The sequence below is a fragment of the Agromyces sp. NPDC058104 genome, from assembly GCF_042884835.1.
Lineage (GTDB): Bacteria > Actinomycetota > Actinomycetes > Actinomycetales > Microbacteriaceae > Agromyces.
This window is the reverse complement of the sequence record NZ_JBHVTD010000001.1, coordinates 833,444-852,777: the sequence shown is the minus strand read 5'-3', so window position 1 is coordinate 852,777 and position 19,334 is coordinate 833,444. Positions and strand designations below refer to the sequence as shown.

The following is a 19,334-nucleotide window of genomic DNA, read 5'->3' as shown; positions in this document are numbered from 1 at the left end:
CCAATTTCTCCATCGATGTGACAAACTCGACGGAGGAGCGCGCTCGCACTCGACGGGAGGTGGTCGCCGATGGCCGGTTCGGCCCCTCCCGCCGCGCGTCGCGGCACCAACCTGCCGCGCATGGGCGACTTCAATCGCTCGGTGATCTTCGACGCCATCAGGCGAGCGCCCGAGGGGTGCAGCCGGGTCGAGCTCGTCGAGCTCACCGGGCTCTCGACGCAGACGGTATCGAACATCGCGCGGCGACTGCTCGATGACGAGCTCATCGTCGAGGCGGGCAAGATGAGCGCCGCGGGCCTCGGCAAGCCCCGCACGATCCTGCGGCTCAACCCCGGCGGGCTCTACGCCGTCGGCGTGCACATCGACCCGGCCGTGATGACCTTCGTGCTGCTCGACCTCACCGGGCAGGTGGTCGCGCACGCGCGACATCGCACACCCGAGGCGAGCGACCCCGAGCACGTGATGGAGCGCATTCGCGACCACGTCGAGGCGCTCGTCGCCGACTCGGGCGTCGCCCGCGAGAAGCTCGTCGGCCTCGGGCTCGCCGCTCCCGGCCCGATCGACCAGGAGCGCGGCACCATCGTCGACCCGCCGAACCTGCACGGCTGGCATCGCGTTCCGCTGCGCGAGGCGCTCGAGGATGCCACGGGGCTGCCCGTGCTCGTCGACAAGGACGTCACGGCCGCGGCCGTCGCCGAGACCTGGTCGGGCGGGGCGAGCGGCACCGGATCCTTCGTCTTCCTCTACCTCGGCACGGGCATCGGCGCGGGGCTCGCGCTCGGCGACGAACTCGTGCGCGGCGTCTCCGGCAACGCCGGCGAGATCGGCCACATCGTCGCCGACGCCGACGGACCGCCCTGCGCGTGCGGGCAGCGCGGCTGCATCGCCGTCACGATCACGCCGCAGGCGATGGTCGAGGAGGCCGAGCGGCTCGGCGTGATCAGCGCGGCGGCGCCGCACGAGTCGCCGGCCGAGATCGACGCGCAGTTCGACCTGCTGTGCGCGGCGGCCGAGGCGGGCGACGCGGTGGCCGGAGGCATCCTCGACCTGGCGGCCGACCGAACCGCGCGCGCCGTCGCCGTCATCACGAACCTGCTCGACGTCGACCGCGTCGTCTTCGGCGGACCGTTCTGGTCGCGCCTCGAGGTGCGGTATCTCCACCGGGTTCCGCCTCGGCTCGCGGAGTACAGCGCCACCGCCGCGCTGCGCACCCTCGAGGTGGTCGGCACCGGCGTCGGCGAGGATGTCGCGGCGGTCGGCGCCGCCAGCCTCGTGCTCGAGCGCACCTTCGCGCCGACGGCGGACCGCCTGCTGCTCGGATAGGCCCGTCGACGCCTGTTCCGCCGGGCAGAAGTCGGGTCTTGCAGAGTAACTCCATTCGATTTACTATGTGCGGTAGGGGATTGCGATCGCCCCGCGGAGCACGGTTCGGGGGAGCCGGCTTGCTCCCGGGGCGGATCGCGTCTTCCGCATTCGGAGCACCCGCACTGCAGTACTCGAGCAAGGAGCACGAGCACCATGCAACGATCTCGCGCACCGCTGGCCGCTCCGAGACCTCGACCGCGATCCGTCGTGTCGTGCCCGGTTCCGTTGTCCTCCGGGCGTCGGCACACGTAGACCGCCGGCCGTCGCGGGACGACCCGAACGCCCGCGCCGGCCGGCAACCTCTCGACACGGGCGATGGTCGTTCGCCCGTCTGCCTCTCCGGATCTCCTCCGTCCAGCTGTTCGCCGGCATCGCCGCAGGCGGCCCGCGCAGCACCGTCGGAGCTCCGGGGCAGGGGATAGGAGCTCCCTCCGATGCATGACGATTCGGCCCTGGTCGAGATGCGCATCGCGCGGTTCGTACGCGAGCGCCTCGAACCCGCCCGATATCGGGAGCGCGTGCCCGCGACGCTCGAGCGGTGGGAGGCGCCCGGCGAACCGGTGCCGTTCGCGGATGCGGTGGAGCAGCGGTTCGAGCCCGTCTCGCCGGGCACGGCGTGGGGGCGTGCGTGGGGCACGACGTGGTTCAGGGTCGTGGTGCCGCCGGCGGCTGAGCTGCTCGGCCGCGCCTCGACCGAGGTCGTCGCGACCCGGGGCAGCGGCGTGGTGTCGATCGATGGCGCACGGCCCGAGCTCGTCGTCGACCTCGGATTCTCGTCGGTGACGCCCGGGTTCCAGGCCGAGGGGCTCGTGTGGCGACCCGACGGCACGATCGTGAAGGCGGTCGAGCCGCGCAACCGGGCGGTGCCGCTCGAGCTGATCGGCACGGGCGCGGGCGCGGACGCGGGCGACGGGTCGACCGTCGTCTACCTCGAGGCCGCCTCGAACCCCGACGTCATGCAGGACTGGAGCTTCGCGCCGACTCACCGCGGCGAGTGGGAGACCGCCGGCGACGAACCGCTCTACGTGCTCGGCGCCGTCGAACTGGCGCTCCGCGACGTCGCCGTCGATGAGCTCCTGCACGACGTGCGGGTGCTCCGCGAGCTCGCGGCCGAGCTGCCCGCCGACTCCACGCGCCGCGCGCAGATCGTGCGGGCGCTCGAGCGCATGGTCGACGCGATGGACCCCGACGACATCGCCGGCACCGCGGCGGAGGGGCGCGACCTCCTCGCCCCGGTGCTCGCGGCGCCCGCCTGGGCGAGCTCGCACCGCGTGCACGCCGTCGGTCACGCCCATATCGACAGCGCCTGGCTGTGGCCCGTGCGCGAGACGGTGCGCAAGGTCGCCCGCACCTTCTCGAACGTCGACGCGCTCATCGCGGAGCATCCCGATTTCGTGTTCGCCGCCTCGTCGGCGCAGCAGTACGCCTGGCTCAAGCGCGACTACCCCGAGCTGTTCGAGCGCGTCCGTGCGCGGGTGCGCGAGGGATCGTTCGTGCCGGTCGGCGGCATGTGGGTGGAGTCCGACACGAACCTGCCGGGCGGGGAGGCGCTCGCGCGCCAGTTCATCGCGGGCAAGCGCTTCTTCATGGAGGAGCTCGGCGTCGAACCCCTCGAGGTCTGGCTGCCCGACTCGTTCGGCTACTCCGCAGCGCTGCCGCAGATCGTGCGCGCGGCAGGGTCGCGCTGGTTCCTCACGCAGAAGATCTCGTGGAACGAGACGAACCGATTCCCCCACCACACCTTCCGCTGGCAGGGGCTCGACGGCACCGAGCTGTTCACGCACTTCCCGCCGGTCGACACCTACAACGCAGAGCTGACGGGTGAGGAGCTCGCCCGAGCCGAGCGCCAGTACGCCGAGAAGGGTGCCGCGAACACCTCGCTCGTGCCGTTCGGGTACGGCGACGGCGGCGGCGGACCGACCCGCGAGATGCTCGCCTCGGCGCAGCGCACCGCCTCGCTCGAAGGGTCGCCGCAGGTGCGGCTGTCGTCGCCGCGCGAGTTCTTCGAGGCGGCCGAGACCGAGTACCCGGCGCCGCCGGTCTGGGCGGGCGAGCTGTACCTCGAGTTCCACCGCGGCACCTACACCTCGCAGGCGCGCACGAAGCGCGGCAACCGCCGCAGCGAGCACCTGCTGCGCGAGGCCGAGCTGTGGGCGACGACGGCCGCGGTGCGCGGCGCCGCCGACTACCCGAAGGCCGAACTCGACGAGGCCTGGCGGACGGTGCTGCTGCAGCAGTTCCACGACATCCTGCCGGGATCGTCGATCGCGTGGGTGCACCGCGAGGCCGAGCGGCGCTACGCCGAGGTCGCCGAGGTGCTCGAGCGGGTCATCGAGCGCTCGGTGCGCGCGCTCGCCGGGTCGGGCGATCGGATGCTGCGGCTGAACGCCGGGCCGTACGCGGTGTCGGGGGTGCCGGGACTGGGCGGTGCCGCGGGCGGTCTGGATACGGTCGCTGGCGCCCGCACCTCGACCGACGAGGGCGGCGCTCGCTACTCGACCGGCGAGGACGAGCGCATCACGCTGTCGAACGCGCACCTCGAGGCGGTGCTCGGCACCGACGGACTGCTCGTCTCGCTGCGGCACCGCGAGCCCGACGGGCGCCTCGGCCGTGAGGCGATCGCGCCGGGGCGGGCGGGCAATCTGCTGCAGCTCTTCCGCGACACCCCCAGCCAGTGGGACGCCTGGGACATCGACGCCCACTACGCCCGCAACGTCGTCGAGCTGCGCGAGGCCGAGTCGATCGAGATCGTTCCCGCCGGAGCCTCGCCGGCGACCGACGACGGCGGGGTCGCCGTGCGGGTCACCCGTCGGTTCGGGGCATCCGTCATCGTGGAGACCGTGTCGCTGGGAGCCGACGCCCGCGCGCTCGAGTTCGACTTCGAGATCGACTGGCACGAGCGGCAGAAGCTGCTGAAGCTCGCCTTCCCGCTCGACGTGCACGCCGAGCGCGCGACGAGCGAAATCCAGTTCGGGCACATTCACCGGCCGACGCACGCGAACACCTCCTGGGATGCCGCCCGATTCGAGACCCCCGCGCACCGCTGGGTGCACGTCGGCGAACCCGGTTACGGCGTCGCGATCGCGAACGACTCGACGTACGGGCACGACATCCGCCGCGACGCCGACGCCGTGCGTCCAGGGGCGACCGTGACGACGGCGCGGCTCTCGCTGCTGCGCGCCCCGCGCTACCCCGACCCCGAGGCCGACCAGGGCGAGCACCGCCTGCGCGTCTCGATCATGCCCGGCGCCGCGATCCCCGACGCGATCGCCGAGGGCTACCGTATGAACCTGCCGCTGCGCGAGGTCGACGGGGTGGATGCCGCGTCGATCGCGCCACTCGTCGAGGTGACGGGTGCGGTGGTCGAAGCGGTGAAGCTCGCCGAGGATGCCTCCGGCGACGTCGTGGTGCGCCTCTACGAGCCGCACGGCGCTCGCGCACGCGCGAGGCTCGAGGCATCCTTCGACGCCGACGCGATGGCGACAGACCTGCTCGAGCGCCCGTTCGACGCCGACGACCCGACCGGCGGAGGCGTCGGCGTGGTGCTGGACGATTCCGCCGAGCCGAATGCGTGGGAGTTCGACCTCCGCCCCTTCCAGATCGTCACCCTGCGCCTCAGCCCGCGGCGGTCACCGGTGGTCGAATAGGCGCGCCGACGCCGTATCGAGACGCCCCGGCCGCCCCGCCCGCGGACCTGCGTGGGGGAGCTCGGTCGCGGGGCTGCGCCACCCGTCCTCGGGGACTCCGACACTGACCCGCCCAGCGGGTCAGTGTCAGAGTCCGCGGAGTGAGGTTCGCCCGACCGCGGCCGAGGCCGGCCGGTCTCGGATTCGCGCGGAGGTATCTGCTCGCGGGACTACGTCACTGAGTCGCCCCTGGCATCAGTGACGTAACGTTCGGGGAAGGCTCGACCGCGCGGAGGGAGTCTGCTCGCGGGACTACGTCACTGAGTCGCCCCTGGCATCAGTGACGTAGCGCTCGGGGAAGGCTCGACCGCGCGAGCAAGGTCGGCCGTGCAGACTACGTCACTGAGTCGCTGGTGGGGTCAGTGACGGAGCGCGTGAGGAAGACTCCGCCTGCCGTAAGCGCGCCGACCGAGCGATCGGTCGGAGCCTACTGACGTCCGGCGGCTGCGATCACCTCGTGGTGCAGGGCGAGCAGGCCGGCGGTGCGCTCGGCGGGGCCGCGACCGAAGCCGCATTCGGTGCCGACGCCGAACGCGGCGACGCCCGCACGGGCGAAGGCCTCGCGGGCCTTGGCGATGCGTGCGAGCGCGCCCTCGACGCCGTCTTCGTGGTGCACGAGTCCGAGGTAGGGGGTCGTCGCGGCGGGCAGCTTCCACTCGGCGAGCGGAGCGAAGTACTCGGCGTCGTCGCGCTCGATCGGCACCGGGAGGTGCACCCAGTCGATCGGGCGCTCGACCTGCGCGGCCAGAGCGTTCGCGACGGCCACGAGCCTTCCGGCGTCCGTCGGTTCGACGAAGTGCTTCTCGGCGACGTCGCCGTAGCAGAGGTGGAATCCGAGCTGCGCGCCGGCGGGCACACGGTCGGCGAGCTCGGCGGCGAGCGAGGCGATCGCCTCGACGAGGGTCGGGGCATCCGCGCCGCCGTCGGCGAAGAACGCCTCGAGCGGGCCGCCGCCGAGGCTGACGCCCTCGAGGTACGCGAACTCGGTCGCGAGGTCGAGCTGCACGGCGAGGTCGCCGGCCGGCACGAGCTCGGCGATGCGATCGAGCTCGGCGGCCAGGGCCGCGGCGTAGGCCGGGTACACGGCAGCCCGGTCGGCCGGGGCCACGTACGTCGTGACCGGGGCGAGCGGCGAGGGCAGACATACCTGGAAGCGGGCGTCGCGCGCGATGACGCCCGCGTCGCGCAGGCGCACGAAATCGGCGTAGCTCGTGGCCGCCGCGTCGGCGTAGCCGAGCGGGCCGAACGCGAGCGCGCCCGGCTCGACCGTGCCGTCGAGCACGACCGGGCGCAGGTCGAACCCGGCGACCACGATCGGCTCGATCGGCACGCGGCTGAGCCCGGCGACCGCGTCGAAGGCGGCGCCCTGGAAGAGGATCCAGTGGAAGCGCTCGCCGACCTCGCCGTCGGGGACGCGTGCGAGGTCGTCGCCGAGCTCGGCGGCGACGACGCGGAAGGTCGCCTCCGCACTCGGCTGGTTGATCGATCCGACGAGGTGCGCGCCGGCGACGCGGGGGAGTTCGGGCATCCCGCAATCGTAGATCGGCGTCGTCGCGACGCTCATTCGTGTTACCCGCGCTGACGGGCGACGCCCGCGGCACTCTCGAACCGCGAGGGGCTCGACCGGCTCGGCTCAGTCGTCGTGCACGATGAGGGCGACCTCGATCTCGTCGCCCTCGCCGATCTGCTCGGCCTGCAGCACGGCGCGCTTCAACGGGAGCGCGTACGTGCCGCCGCCCGGGAAGATCGAGGTCTTCCAGGTCGTGCCGCCGACGGTCGCGGTCACGCGCGCCGAGTCGAAGCCCCGAGGCATCCGTGGGCGATCTGCGATGTCGGCGCTGGGCTCGGGCGGCACGTCGACGAAGAACCAGTTGCGCCGCGACGACCACTCGTAGATCACGGCGGTGAATTCGACCTGCATGCCGCCGGCGGGGCGAGGATCGGGCATGCCGCCATCGTAGAACGCCCCACCGACAGGTGTCCGGGCGTGCGGCGAGCGGCTCCGCCACGACGTCCGATTCCCGCTGACCTGCGCCCGGCGATCGGGGGCAGGATGGAGGCATGACCCGCCGCCATGCCACCCTGCCGACGCCGCTCGGCGAGCTGCTCGTGGTGGCCGAGGGCGAGGCGCTCGTCGGCATCTACTTCCCGGGGCACTGGCACCCACCCGTCGCCGGCACGACCGGCATCGAGGTCGCCGCGCGCGACGATGCCCTCATCACACGGCTCGGCGTCGAATTCGGCGAGTACCTGGCCGGCACCCGCTCCGCCTTCGACCTGCCGACCGCGCCCGACGGCGACGAGTTCCAGCACGAGGTGTGGGGGATGCTGCGCGAGATCCCGCTCGGCACGACCGTGACGTACGGCGAGCTCGCCGCGCGGCTCGGCGACCGCAACCTCGCGCGGCGCGTGGGCAACGCGGTGGGCCGCAACCCGCTCAGCATCATCGTGCCGTGCCACCGCGTGGTCGGCGCCGACGGCTCGCTCACCGGCTACGCCGGCGGCCTCGAACGCAAGCGGTACCTGCTCGAGCTCGAGGGCGCTCCGGTCGTCGCGCAGGCCAGGCTCTTCTAGGCGGGCCGGCCGCATGTCGGTGGGCGGTGGCAGCGTGACGACATGGCGACCCACGACCACCGCATCCCGCTCACCATCGACTATGTCGAGATCTCCGTCACCGACCTCGCCGCCGCGCAGGCGTTCTACGGCGCCGCGTTCGGCTGGTCCTTCACCGCGTACGGCGACGAGTACGCCGGCATCCGCACCTCCGCCGAGGCCGACGGCGAAGAGGCCGGCGGGCTCACGCTCGTCGACGAGGTCGTCGGTGGCGGGCCCTTCGTGCTGCTCTACAGCGACGATCTCGACGGCACGCTCGCGGCGATCGTCTCGGCGGGCGGCACGGTGACGAACGGCCCGTACGAGTTCCCCGGCGGTCGCCGGTTCCACTTCGCCGACCCGAGCGGCAACGTGCTCGGCGTCTGGTCCGAGCAGTAGCGCATCCGCGGGCCCGATTCCTTCTGTTGCGGAATGCAACGCACGAGCGTAGCGTTGCATATGACAACAGAAGGAGTCGGGCATGGCGAAGCGCAGCACTCGTGAGCAGCACGCCGCGGCGATCCTGCGCGAGCTCATCGTCATCAGCCGGCGCGGCGTCGCCGACGCACGCACCGCGCCGCTCAGCCTGAGCATGACCGACCAGTCGATCCTCGGCTACATCGTCGACCACCCCGAGTGCCGCTCGGTCGACATCGCCGAGGCGTTCCGGCTCAACCGCTCGACCGTCTCACGCCAGCTGGCGGGCCTCACCCGCCTCGGTGTCGTGCGCGAGATCGCGGATGCCTCGGGCCGAGGCCGTCCGCTCGAGCTCACCGAGGCCGGCTGGGCTGCGTACCGCGAGGCGATCGAGCTCCTCCAGCGCGTCGTCGACCGACAACTCGACGGGTGGCGCGACGACGAGGTCGCACGCTTCGCCGCCGACCTCACCCGCTTCGGCGACGGCGCGACCGACGGCGATCGGCCGAGGCATCCCGAGACGAACGCGCCGGCCGACGACTGACGCGCGCGACGCCCCACGAGGGCATCGACCCGGCCCCACGAGGGCAGAACAGGAAGAAGGAATCACCATGACCGCAGTGCAGCACGTGACCGTGCTCGGAACCGGAGTGCTCGGCTCGCAGATCGCCTACCAGACCGCGTTCCGCGGGCTCGAGGTCGTCGCCTACGACCTCGACGACGCCGCGCTCGCCGCGGCGAAGCAGCGCTTCGAGAAGCTCGCCGCAACCTATGTCGAGGAGGGCGTCGCGGGCGCCGCCGACGGCGGAGCCCAGGCCGCCCTCGCACGCATCGCCTACTCGGCCGACCTCGCCGAGGCCGTGTCGAACGCCGACCTCGTCATCGAGGCCGTGCCCGAGAGCATCGACATCAAGCGCGCAACCTACGAGAAGCTCGCCGCCGTCGCGCCCGAGCGCACGATCTTCGCCACGAACTCGTCGACCCTGCTGCCGAGCGCGATCGCCGACGCGACGGGCCGGCCCGACCGGTTCCTCGCCCTGCACTTCGCCAACCGCATCTGGGCGCACAACACCGCAGAGATCATGGGCACCCCCGCGACCGACCCGGCCGTCTACCGCACGGTCGTCGAGTTCGCCGAGGCGATCGGCATGGTGCCGATCGAGATCAAGAAGGAGCAGCCGGGCTACGTGCTCAACTCGCTGCTCGTGCCGTTCCTCTCGGCGGCGGGCCAGCTGCTCGTCGACGGCATCGCCGAGCCCGAGGCGATCGACGCGACCTGGCGCATCGGCACCGGTGCGCCGATGGGCCCCTTCCAGATCTACGACATCGTCGGGCTCACGACCGCGTACAACATCTCGAAGATGGGCGGCCCGAAGCAGCAGGAGTTCGCCGCGCTCATCAAGGAGCGCTACATCGACCAGGGCAAGCTCGGCGTCGCGACCGGCGAGGGCTTCTACCGCTACGGGGCCTGAGACGCCGTCGGGGCGGGCGGCGCATGGCCGTCCGCCCCGAGCCGACTCATGGATCAGTCGAGCAGGTGCTCCAGTGCCCGGCCCATCCAGTCCGCCCGAGTGGCCTCATCCGAGATGCCCTCGAAGCCGAACCCGGCCATGAGCGAACCCGGCGTCGCCACGACCGCCGCTTCGGGGAACCCGGCGGCCGTCGTGATGATGAAGTCGTTCGGGTTCGGCGCGCTCCCCTCGGGTGCTCCGGTGACCTCCCAGCCGCCGGTGTCGCCGTTCTCGAAGGACGTCGTTCCGTCAGCCGTCGGCGCCTGGATGTCGTCGACGAAGACACCGAGCCCCTGTGTCGACCAGTCGCTGATGTACGCGATCGACACCTCGACCTGTCCGCCGGCGTACGCGTCGAGGTCGACCGCCCATTGCCTCCAGCCGCCCGAGTTGCCCGACGCGGCCTGCCAGTCGCCCGAACTCCCGGTCGCGGTGCAGCTGGCCGCGGCCTCGTCGTACGTCTGGTAATGGTCGAGGTGCGGGTGCAGCTCGCGCCATCCCGACGGGCAGCTCTCGCCCGTGCCGTCGGAGGTTCCGCCGTTGAGGTCGGGCAGCGTCGTCCAGTCGTCCTGACCGGGCGTATGGGCTTCGACGGTGACGAAGTCCCAATCGGCCTCGGTGTCGAACGACGCCCAGAACGAGAGCTCCCCGCCGCCGGCGGGCACGTCGATCGTGCGCGTCAGTCGCTTGTACGACACGTCGGCGATCTGGGAGTACGCGTAGGCGTCGCCGCTGTGCGGCTCGAACGGTCCGGTCGGGCGGTCCCAGCCTGCCGCGACCCAGCTCTCGAACTGCGGGTACTGCTGCGGATCGAGGATGCCGCTCGTCGTGATGAACGAGTTGCTGTGGTCCTGGTTCTGCGCGCTGTCGTCGCCGAAGCCCCAGTTCAGGTCGGTGAACGGCGTGTCGACGCCGACCACGTCGAACAGTTCGCCGGTATCGTCCATTCCGGCGTCGTCGATGACGAGGTACGCGCCGAGCCAGTACTGCAGCGTGTCGTTCATGGCGTCGCCCGATCCGCCGAGCGCGCGGCACCGTGCCTGCACGACCGGGTCGAGCCGGCAGGGCGCGTTCGCCGCCGTCGGGTCGTACAGGAAGTCGGCACCGGCGAACTGCGTGCCGACGTACTTGCCGGTGTAGAGCACGCGGCCGCCCTCGTTGAGGAAGTCGCGCACCTCGAGCGACTCGTCCATGGCGAGCCGGGATGCGGTGCCGGGAGGCGAGCCCACTTCACGCGTGATGACGTCGTCGCCCGTGTACCAGATGACGGCGTCGTAGTGCGAGAGCACGCCGAGGGCGTCGGGTGCGATCCGGTTCCGTGCGTCGACGTCGTAGACGTCGTAGCCCGTTCCGTTCGCGTCCAGCGCCTCCGTGTAGTAGTCGAGGTACTTCGGCTCGGTGACGCCCTGCGCGGGCGAGGCGCCCGTGTAGTCCTCGGCCGAGAGGATCAGCACATCGTCGGTCGACTCCTCGACCGCCTCGTAGGTGAACGAGTCGCTCGTCTCACCGCCGCCCTCGAACCACACCTCGACCTCGTCGCCGGGCTCGGTGCCCGTGACGAACCCGCTCACGACCCGGTAGTGCGCCCCGGTGCCGCCGTAGCGGTCGCCGCCGGTCCACTCCTCGGTCGGCACGCTCACCGGGTCTCCGCCCTCGATCGAGAACTTCAGCGTGACGTCGCCGAGCTCGCGCTTGGCGATCACCCGCACCTCCTGGGGGTCGCCGTAGGAGTACTCGAACGTGAAGTCGGCGAGCGGCAGCCCCGCCTTATAGGTGTCGTCGCTCTCGAGGTAGAAGGGCTTGGTCTCGAGGCCGAGGTGCGACACCGGGTCATCCGGGTCGGCCGCCGACTTCGCGATGTCGAGCGCGAACGGCAGTGCGCGCTCGAACTCGGCCTGCACCTGCGCCTCGTCGTCGGGGAACACGAACCCGCCGCCGTCGGATCCCTCGCCGAGCTCGGGCGTCCAGGCGAGGGTGCCCCGCTGGGCGTGGGCGAAGTCGGTCGTCTCGCCGTTGGTGACGTAGAGCACGTCGGACGACAGGCCCGGCTCGAAGTCGGGGATCGCCGGGTTGTCGCGATTGCCCGACAGTGCGTAGTAGATCGGGTCGTCGGCGGTGGGGGTGCCGGTCTGCCAGCCCTCCGCGTACAGCAGCCATTGCCCGAACGAGTGGTAGTTCACCTGGAACGAGAAGTCGGCTCGGTCGAAGAGCGACATCATCGCCTGCGTCTCGGGCTCCGAACCGGCCTCGGGGCCGCGGTACGTGTCGCTCGAGCTCTGCGACGACGAGCCCTCCTCGTCGTAGCCGAAGTGCTCGGGGTAGTTGCGGTTGGGATCGACGCCGTCGGCCCGCGTGATCTGCCCGTCGCCGTCGTTGTCGCGCAGGTTCTTGCGCCAGAGTCGCTCGTGGTCGAACGTGTACTGGTAGCCGTCGGGGTTGGCCACGACGACGAACCACAGCTCGTTGTTCTTGAGGAGGTTCTTGATCTCCTTGTCGTTGCTCTTCCAGCCGTCGATGTAGTGGTGCATCAGCCGCCGGTTGACCTCGGTCGAGATCCACTCGCGCGCGTGCTGGGTCGAGCTGTAGAGCACCGCGGGCCGTGCGCCGTCTGGGGTCGCTTTCGCGGCCTGCGTGAGCTTCACGGCGATGATCTCGCGCTCCTGGTAGGTGTGGCCGAGCACCTCGAGCTTCACCAGCTGCGGGTACTTCTTCGCGAGCTGGTACAGCTCGTCGCGGATGCCTCCGGGCTCGTCCCACGACCGGAACACCTCGTACCCCTCGGCGGCCTGCTCCTCGGCCAGCTGCCTGGCCGACTTGCCGTCCTTGTTCTTCTTGACCTTGACGTCGAGACCGCGCGCCGTGAGGGCCTTCGCCTCGTCGGCCGTGAGCACCAGGTCGACGCTCACCCCGTTCTCGGTCGTCGTGCGGTTCACGACATCGAACCCGCCCGCGGCGAGCTCGGCTTCGTCGGTGCCGCTCACCTCGGCCGTGTACATGTCGAGTGCGCCGTCGTCCTCGGCGGCGCTCGCGCCGACCGGACTCAGCATCGTGAAGGTCAGGGCGAACGCGGCGACCACGAAGCCGACGCGCGTGCGAATGGAGCGATTTCCAGCCATGAGCGGACTCCTTCGGCCCGTCCTCGGCCAGGGTCGGATCGTGACGACATCGTCCGTGCAATTGCATGCTCGTCACGCCTCTGGCGCTCCGCGGACCCTAGGGCTTAGCCTTCCGCGCCTCCAGCGTGGCTGTCAAGGTGATTCTGAGGATTGCTCGTCGGGATCGCGCGAGCCCCGGTCGCGCCGGCGCACCCGCGGCTCGTCGAGCCCCATCCGCACCCGGGTGCGCCGCCGCTCGAGCATGATGAGGGCCGCGCCGAGGATCCAGAGCGGCACCTGCGTGAGGAACGCGAGTCGGAAGGCCTCGAGCGAGTAGGTCTCGGGCGTTCCCGCGCCCTGCAGGTCCATCGCGAGGCCGATCAGGAAGATCGCGATGAGGCCCGCGATGAATCCGCCGCCGTTGACGATGCCCGTCGCGGTGCTGAGCCGGTGGCTCGGGTTGTGGGTGCGCGCGTGGTCGAAGGCGATCATCGACGCGGGCCCGCCGGTCGCGAGCGCGAGCGCGAGCGCGAAGAGCAGCCACAACGGGGCGGGGCCGGGCCACGAGATGACGACGAGCCACACGACCGCCTGGATCGCGATGGTCGGCAGCACCAGCATGCGCGAGCGGCGCAGCGGGTGCCGGCTGGAGAGCGCGCCCATCACCGGGCCGACGAGCATGCCGAAGACGACGAACGCGCTGAGCACGAGCGAGGCCATCGCCGGCGTCAGTCCCTCGCCGGCGGTCAGGAACGGGAAGCCCCAGAGCATGACGAACGCGGTGCCCGCGAACGGGGTCGTGAAGTGCGACCAGAACGCGAGCCGGGTGCCGGGGTGCCCCCACGATTCACTGAACCCCTGGCGCAGGTCGGCCGAGGAGCGGACGACGGCGATCGCCCCGGTCTCGGTGTTGACCGAGACATCCGCATCGCTCGACGGCGGGTGGTTGCGCACGATCGCGAACGTCAGGATCGTGAAGAGCACGCCGAGCCCGGCGAGGCTCCCGAACGCGACCGTCCAGCTCGTCGCGTGCAGGAGCGCGGCCATCGGCAGAAGGGCCAGCAGCTGCCCGGTCTGCCCGATGATGCCGGTCATCTGCACCATGAGCGGCGCGCGCTGCTGCGGGAACCACGTCGCGACCACGCGCAGCACGCTCGGGAAGATCGCCGCGTCGCCGGCGCCGAGCAGCACGCGCGCGATGATCGCGGTGCCGACGTCGGTCGACAGCGCCATCACCAGCTGTCCCGACGCCATGAGCGCCATGCCGGCGGTGACGATCGGGCGGGCGCCGAAGCGGTCGAGCAGCAGGCCGACCGGGATCTGCATGGCGCCGTACACGAACAGCTGGATCACCGCGAACATCGACAGCGTCGAGGCATCCGCATCGAACCTGACCGCCGCGTCGGCGCCGACCGCCGAGAGCGACGTGCGGTTCGTGACCGAGACGATGTACGCGGCGACGCTGACGCCCCAGACCAGCCACAGCCGCCAGTTCGGTGCGAGCTGCGGGGTGCCGGTCACGAGTGCGGAATCTCCTCGGGGCGGCGGCGCGGACGGCCGCCATCGCCTTCCAGCGTAGTCGCGTCGCCGCGACCGGATGCCTCAGACCCAGCTGCGGCGGACGGCCTCCGCGCCGAGCTGGATGCGGGTCGACACCTTCGCGGTCTCCATGAGCTCGGCGATCCGCCGCTGCACGGTGCGCACCGAGATGCCGAGCTGGGCGGCGGCGGCGGCGTCGGTGAGACCGAGCAGCAGGAGCTTCAGGAGGTCGCGGTCGATCGCATCGTGCGCGCCGGGCATCTCGCCGGTGGTGAGGAACTCGGTCGAGCTCGCCCAGAACTCCTCGAAGATCGCGAGCACGAGGTCGAGCAGCCCGCTCGGATGCACGAGCAACGCCCCGGCTGCGCGCGCCTCGCCGTGCGAGCGCATCGGCAGCAGCGCCATCTGGTCGTCGGCGATGACGAGCCGCGTCGGCAGCGTCGGCAGCACCCGCACCTCCTCGCCGTACGCGGCGGCCTCGCGCGCCGAGTCGATGAAGCCCGGACGCTCGAGCACGGCCTTCTCGACGATGACGCGATAGCGCACGCCGCGGGCGAGGGCCCGGTCCTCCTCCTCGTTCTCGTCGGCGTCGAGGAAGGCGATCTCGTTGAGCACGAACACGCTCACCTGCCCGGTCGCCGAGGCCTGCAGCTGCGCGAACCGCTGCCTGACCGCGTCGGCGCCGACGATGACGTCGACGACATCGGGGGCCACCCGCTGCGCGGCGCCCTCGCGGTAGACCTCGCTGAGTTGCAGCAGCGTCTCGTGCGCCTGGGCGAGCCCGCGCTCGCGCTCGAGCAGCATCGGGCGCAGGGCGATCGACGGCGGCGAGGCCACGACCCGGTCGGGCGCCGAGGCCTGCCTCGCGAGGAGGCCGAGCCGTTCGAGCTCGGCGAGGATGCGACGCATCCGGCCGATGGTCGAGCCGGCCGCGGCGGCGAGCTCGTCGAGGTTCGCGGACGGGCGCTGCAGGATCAGGCGATAGACGGACGTGTGCTCGTCGTCCAGTCCGATCGCCTCGAGCACCCGCGCACTTCCGTTCTCCGCGGCCAGCTCCGCACGGGGATCGACCTCGGGTCGATCCCGGGCCGGTGGCGACCCCGTCGTGGCGGATCGAGGCCATGGCATCTCTCCGCCACCACCCTAACCGGCGGCGTGTGGAAGCGTGCTCAGCAAGTCAGATCCGACATGCGAGAGGTATCCCTAATGCCACGAAGCACCAACACATCCGCGTCGCGTCGCCGACGCTCGATCGCGGCCGCCATCAGCGGCATCGCGATCGGCGTCGCCGGCATCGGCGCCGCCGCACTGCCGGCGGCGGCCGATCCCGCAGATCCGGGCGGGGGCGGCGGCACGCCGACGACGCCGGCCGCCGCTCCCGCCGACGAGCACGCCGTCACCCTCATCACCGGCGACCGCGTGCGCGTCACCGACCTCTCCGACGGCACGCACGCCGTCGAGATCGAGACCGCGCAGCCGGGCGCCGGCGTGCAGACGATCGAGGTCGACGGAGACCTCCACGTACTGCCCGCGGCCGCGATGCCGTACCTCGCGTCGGGCGTGCTCGACCGCGACCTCTTCAACGTGTCGCAGCTCATCGAGTTCGGCTACGACGACGCCTCGGTCGATGCGACGCCCATCATCGTCGAGCTCGAGGATGCCGCGGCCGGCCGCCGGTCGGCACCGGCACCGGTTCCCGGCGTCGAGCTCGGCGCGCCGCTCGCGAGCATCGGCGGCGCCGCCGCGACCGCCGACCACTCGAGTGCCGCCGGCACCTGGGCCGCGCTGACCGGGGCCCCCGCCGCGGGTGCCCGCGCGTTCAGCGCCGACCCGGCCGAGGCGAAGCTCGGCGGCGGCATCGAGGCCATCCACCTCGACGGCAAGGTCGAGGCCACCCTCGACTCGAGCGTGCCGTACATCGGGGCGCCCGAGGCGTGGGCCGCCGGCTACACCGGCGACGGCGTGACCGTCGCGGTGCTCGACACCGGCTACGACGACACCCACCCCGACCTCGCGGGCCGCGTGCTTCCCGAGTCGACGAGCTTCGTGCCCGGCGAAGAGGTGGCGTGGGACCCGAACGGCCACGGCACCCACGTCGCGTCGACGATCGCCGGCACCGGCGCCGCGAGCGACGGCACCCACCGCGGCGTCGCCGACGGCGCGGAGCTGCTCGTGGGCAAGGTGCTCGACTCCGAGGGCTTCGGCCAGGACTCGTGGATCATCTCCGCGATGGAGTGGGCCGGCGAGCGCGCCGACATCGTCTCGATGAGCCTCGGCACCCGTCAGGGCTCCGACGGCCTCGACGTCATGTCGGAGGCGCTCAACACGATCTCGGCCGAGACCGACGCGCTCTTCATCGTCGCCGCCGGCAACTCGTCGTCGCCCGAGACGATCGGTTCGCCCGGCGCCGCCGCGAGCGCCCTCACGATCGGCTCGGTCGACGACCCGAGCGGCGAGCTCTCCTGGTTCTCGAGCCAGGGGCCGCTCGTCGGCTCCGGCGCGCTGAAGCCCGATCTCGCCGGCCCCGGCAACGACGTCACCGCCGCCCGGTCGGCCGACAGCGACGGCGACGGCGCCTACATCGGCATGAGCGGTACCTCGATGGCGACCCCGCACGTCGCCGGTGCCGCCGCGATCGTCAAGCAGCAGCATCCCGAGTACACCGCGGCGCAGCTGCGCGCGGCGCTCGTCAGCACCGCGACCGACGTCGGACTCACGCCGTACCAGGTCGGCGCCGGCGTGGTCGACGTCGCGAACGCCGTCGAGTCGACCGTCGTCGCCTCGGGCTCGGGCGACTTCGGCATGCTCGCGTGGGGCGAGGCCGCCGAGCCGGTCGTGCGCACCGTCGAGTACACCAACCGCGGCGACGCCGAGGTCGTGCTCGCGATCGAGGCGTCGCTCGTCGACACCACGCCGGGCACGGGCGGCGGCGGCCTCGAGCCGATGTCGGCGCGCGAGGCATCCGACGTGCTCGCGATCGACGCCGACGAGCTGACCATCCCCGCCGGCGAGACCCGCACGGTGACGATGACCGCCGACCCGGCGAAGGTGCCCGCGGGCGCCCAGCTGTCGGGCGTGCTCACCGCCGCCGTCGACGGCGAGGCCGTCACCCGCACCGCCCTCGGCGTGATCGCCGAGGCCGAGCGGTACGACCTCACCGTCACGGCCACCGACTTCGAGGGCGACCCCCTCGAGACCTACGGATGGATCTGGAACGCGGCGACCGGCTGGTACACCTCGTTCGGCGTCGCCGGCGAGACCACGCTGCGCCTGCCGGCCGGGCTCTACTCGGTGATGTCGTTCATGGACGTCGCCCGTGACGCCGACACCCAGGCGATCGCGCTCGTCGGCGACCCCGACGTCGTGCTCGACGGGGCGAAGGAGGTCGCCTTCGACGCCCGCGCCACCGAGCCGGTCACGGTCGACGTCGGCGAGGACGAGGTCGAGGCGGTCGTGCGCCGCATGGACTTCGGGGTCGACGGCTTCAGCGGCAGCGCGCTCGCTCCCGTGTGGATCGACGAGCTCTACGCCCAGCCGATGGAGGCGCCCGAGGCCGAGAGCTTCGACTTCACCACCCGGTGGCGCCTGCAGGACCCGCTGCTCGCGCTGAAGGCCGGCAAGGAGGAGCTCGACCTCATCGCGCAGGCCGGCTCGACGCTGCTCGACGGCGAGATCCGCGCTCGCGCGGTCGCGGCGGGGCTGGGCAGCGCCGAGGAGTTCGCGGCCGTCGACGTGAAGGGCAAGGTCGCGGTCGTCACCCGATCCGACACCGTCTCGGCGTCGGCCCGCGCCGCGAACGCCGCGGCCGCGGGGGCGAAGCTGCTCATCGTCGTCAACGACGGCGACGGCGAGCTCAGCGAGTGGGTCGGCTCGGAGGACTACACGACCGACGTCGCCATCCCGGTCGCCGCGATCAGCGGCGTGCAGGGGCGTGGAGTGCTCGCCGCGATCGCGAAGAAGCCGACGACCGTGACCGGCGAGGGCATCCCGATCGCCGAGGAGGTCTTCGACATCGCCCGCTACAGCGACGGCTCGGTTCCCGAGCAGCTCGCCTACCGTCCGACCGAGCTCGCCCGCATCGACACCACCTACTACGGCGAGCGGGGCGAGACCGTCGGCGAGTACCGGTACGACTTCGTGCCGAGCACCGAGTACGGCACCGGGTTCCCGCTGCGCACCTCGCGCGGCATCGAGCGTGCCGAGTGGGTGAACACCGACCAGGTCGAGTGGTACCAGAACGTCAACGCGGTCGACTGGGGCTGGAACGTCCGCGACGTCGTGCGGGCCTACGAGCCCGGCGAGCGCACCGAGTCGAGCTACTTCGGTTCGGTCGTGCGCCCCTACGTGGGGCCGGGCTACTGGGCGCCGCTGCGATCGGGCGACGGCATCCAGCTCAACCTGCCCTCGTGGGCCGACGGCGATTCGCCGAAGCGCACCGGTGGAATCGACATGTACGCCGGCACACCCGGCATCACCCAGTCGATCGAGCTGCACCTCGACGGCGAGCTCGTGAAGACGTCGGCGTACCAGAGCCTGAACGGCTGGGACATCCCCGACGGCGAGCACGCGGTGCGCGTGGTGAACACGACGACGCAGGACGGCGGCGTGATGCCGTCGTCGACGAAGACCCGCACCGAATGGGGCTTCTCGTCGACGTGGGACTCGAGCGACTACACCCGCACCATCCTGCCGATGATGCAGGCGTACTACGACGTCGACCTCGACGAGCGCGGCCGTGTCGGCGCCGATCGCAAGAAGGGCAAGCCCGTCGCGCTCGGGCTCGAGATCGGGCACATCAGCGGGGCCGTCGGCTCGGCGAAGGTGACGGGCACGACGCTCGAGGTGCGCACCGCGGGCGGCGAGTGGACGCCGGTCGACCTCGAGGTCGTCTCGACGGACGACTCGGGCCCCGGCGAGCCGCCGGCCGGCGGGTTCCCCGAGGGGCGTTCGTACCTCGTGAGCTACGACGCCGACATCCGGGTGCCCGATGCCGGTGGCTGGGTCGACCTGCGGGTGACGTCGACCGACGAGGCCGGCGGCACGTTCAGCCAGGAGATCGAGCGGGCCTTCGAGGTCGCCCCGGTGAAGAAGGGCGGTCGCTGAGGCGGGGCGCTGCTGAGGCGGGGCGC

The 19,334-nt window shown here is 71.8% G+C and carries 12 protein-coding genes; 7 read left to right on the top strand and 5 right to left on the bottom strand.

The features are described 5' to 3' along the window. Positions 1-69 precede the first annotated feature (69 nt). Together ACFVTH_RS04095 and ACFVTH_RS04090 are read left to right on the top strand one after the other, a co-directional pair. Positions 70-1,323: an ROK family transcriptional regulator gene (locus ACFVTH_RS04095; protein WP_387086990.1), complete on the top strand. Its 1,254-nt coding sequence runs from the start codon at positions 70-72 to the stop codon at positions 1,321-1,323. 476 nt (positions 1,324-1,799) lie between these two features. Further along, positions 1,800-5,012, top strand: coding sequence for an alpha-mannosidase (locus tag ACFVTH_RS04090; protein WP_387086988.1), 3,213 nt, complete (start codon positions 1,800-1,802; stop codon positions 5,010-5,012). A gap of 466 nt (positions 5,013-5,478) precedes the next feature. Here ACFVTH_RS04090 and ACFVTH_RS04085 read toward each other — a convergent pair whose 3' ends face one another. Both ACFVTH_RS04085 and ACFVTH_RS04080 read right to left on the bottom strand, forming a co-directional pair. After that, positions 5,479-6,579, bottom strand: a complete 1,101-nt coding sequence (locus ACFVTH_RS04085) for a hypothetical protein (RefSeq protein ID WP_387086986.1) — start codon at positions 6,577-6,579, stop codon at positions 5,479-5,481. Between the two features lie 105 nt (positions 6,580-6,684). Further along, positions 6,685-6,999 carry a DUF1905 domain-containing protein gene (locus ACFVTH_RS04080; protein WP_387086984.1) on the bottom strand — a complete coding sequence of 105 codons (315 nt, stop codon included), beginning with the start codon at positions 6,997-6,999 and terminating at the stop codon, positions 6,685-6,687. Positions 7,000-7,112: 113 nt separating this feature from the next. On the opposite strand from ACFVTH_RS04080, the gene ACFVTH_RS04075 reads away from it, so the two are divergent. The 4 genes from ACFVTH_RS04075 to ACFVTH_RS04060 all read left to right on the top strand — a co-directional run bounded on the left by ACFVTH_RS04075 (position 7,113) and on the right by ACFVTH_RS04060 (position 9,532). Continuing rightward, positions 7,113-7,625, top strand: coding sequence for a methylated-DNA--[protein]-cysteine S-methyltransferase (locus tag ACFVTH_RS04075; RefSeq protein WP_387086982.1), 513 nt, complete (start codon positions 7,113-7,115; stop codon positions 7,623-7,625). 42 nt (positions 7,626-7,667) lie between these two features. Then, complete coding sequence (locus tag ACFVTH_RS04070) at positions 7,668-8,042, top strand: VOC family protein (protein ID WP_387086980.1); 375 nt, start codon at positions 7,668-7,670, stop codon at positions 8,040-8,042. Between the two features lie 82 nt (positions 8,043-8,124). Further along, positions 8,125-8,604 carry a MarR family winged helix-turn-helix transcriptional regulator gene (locus ACFVTH_RS04065; protein WP_387086978.1) on the top strand — a complete coding sequence of 160 codons (480 nt, stop codon included), beginning with the start codon at positions 8,125-8,127 and terminating at the stop codon, positions 8,602-8,604. Between the two features lie 67 nt (positions 8,605-8,671). After that, positions 8,672-9,532 carry a 3-hydroxyacyl-CoA dehydrogenase gene (locus tag ACFVTH_RS04060; RefSeq protein ID WP_387086976.1) on the top strand — a complete coding sequence of 287 codons (861 nt, stop codon included), beginning with the start codon at positions 8,672-8,674 and terminating at the stop codon, positions 9,530-9,532. 53 nt (positions 9,533-9,585) lie between these two features. On the opposite strand, the gene ACFVTH_RS04055 is transcribed toward ACFVTH_RS04060, so the two are convergent. The 3 genes from ACFVTH_RS04055 to ACFVTH_RS04045 all read right to left on the bottom strand — a co-directional run bounded on the left by ACFVTH_RS04055 (position 9,586) and on the right by ACFVTH_RS04045 (position 15,231). After that, positions 9,586-12,687 carry a M14 family zinc carboxypeptidase gene (locus ACFVTH_RS04055; RefSeq protein WP_387086974.1) on the bottom strand — a complete coding sequence of 1,034 codons (3,102 nt, stop codon included), beginning with the start codon at positions 12,685-12,687 and terminating at the stop codon, positions 9,586-9,588. A gap of 132 nt (positions 12,688-12,819) precedes the next feature. Continuing rightward, positions 12,820-14,187: a nitrate/nitrite transporter gene (locus ACFVTH_RS04050; protein WP_387086972.1), complete on the bottom strand. Its 1,368-nt coding sequence runs from the start codon at positions 14,185-14,187 to the stop codon at positions 12,820-12,822. 81 nt (positions 14,188-14,268) lie between these two features. Beyond that, a complete protein-coding gene (locus ACFVTH_RS04045) occupies positions 14,269-15,231 on the bottom strand; it encodes a transcriptional regulator TrmB (RefSeq protein ID WP_387086970.1) in 963 nt (320 codons plus the stop codon). A 180-nt stretch (positions 15,232-15,411) separates the two neighbouring features. Between ACFVTH_RS04045 and ACFVTH_RS04040 the strand changes: the two genes are divergently transcribed. Further along, positions 15,412-19,308, top strand: a complete 3,897-nt coding sequence (locus tag ACFVTH_RS04040; protein ID WP_387086968.1) for a S8 family serine peptidase — start codon at positions 15,412-15,414, stop codon at positions 19,306-19,308. Positions 19,309-19,334 lie beyond the last annotated feature (26 nt).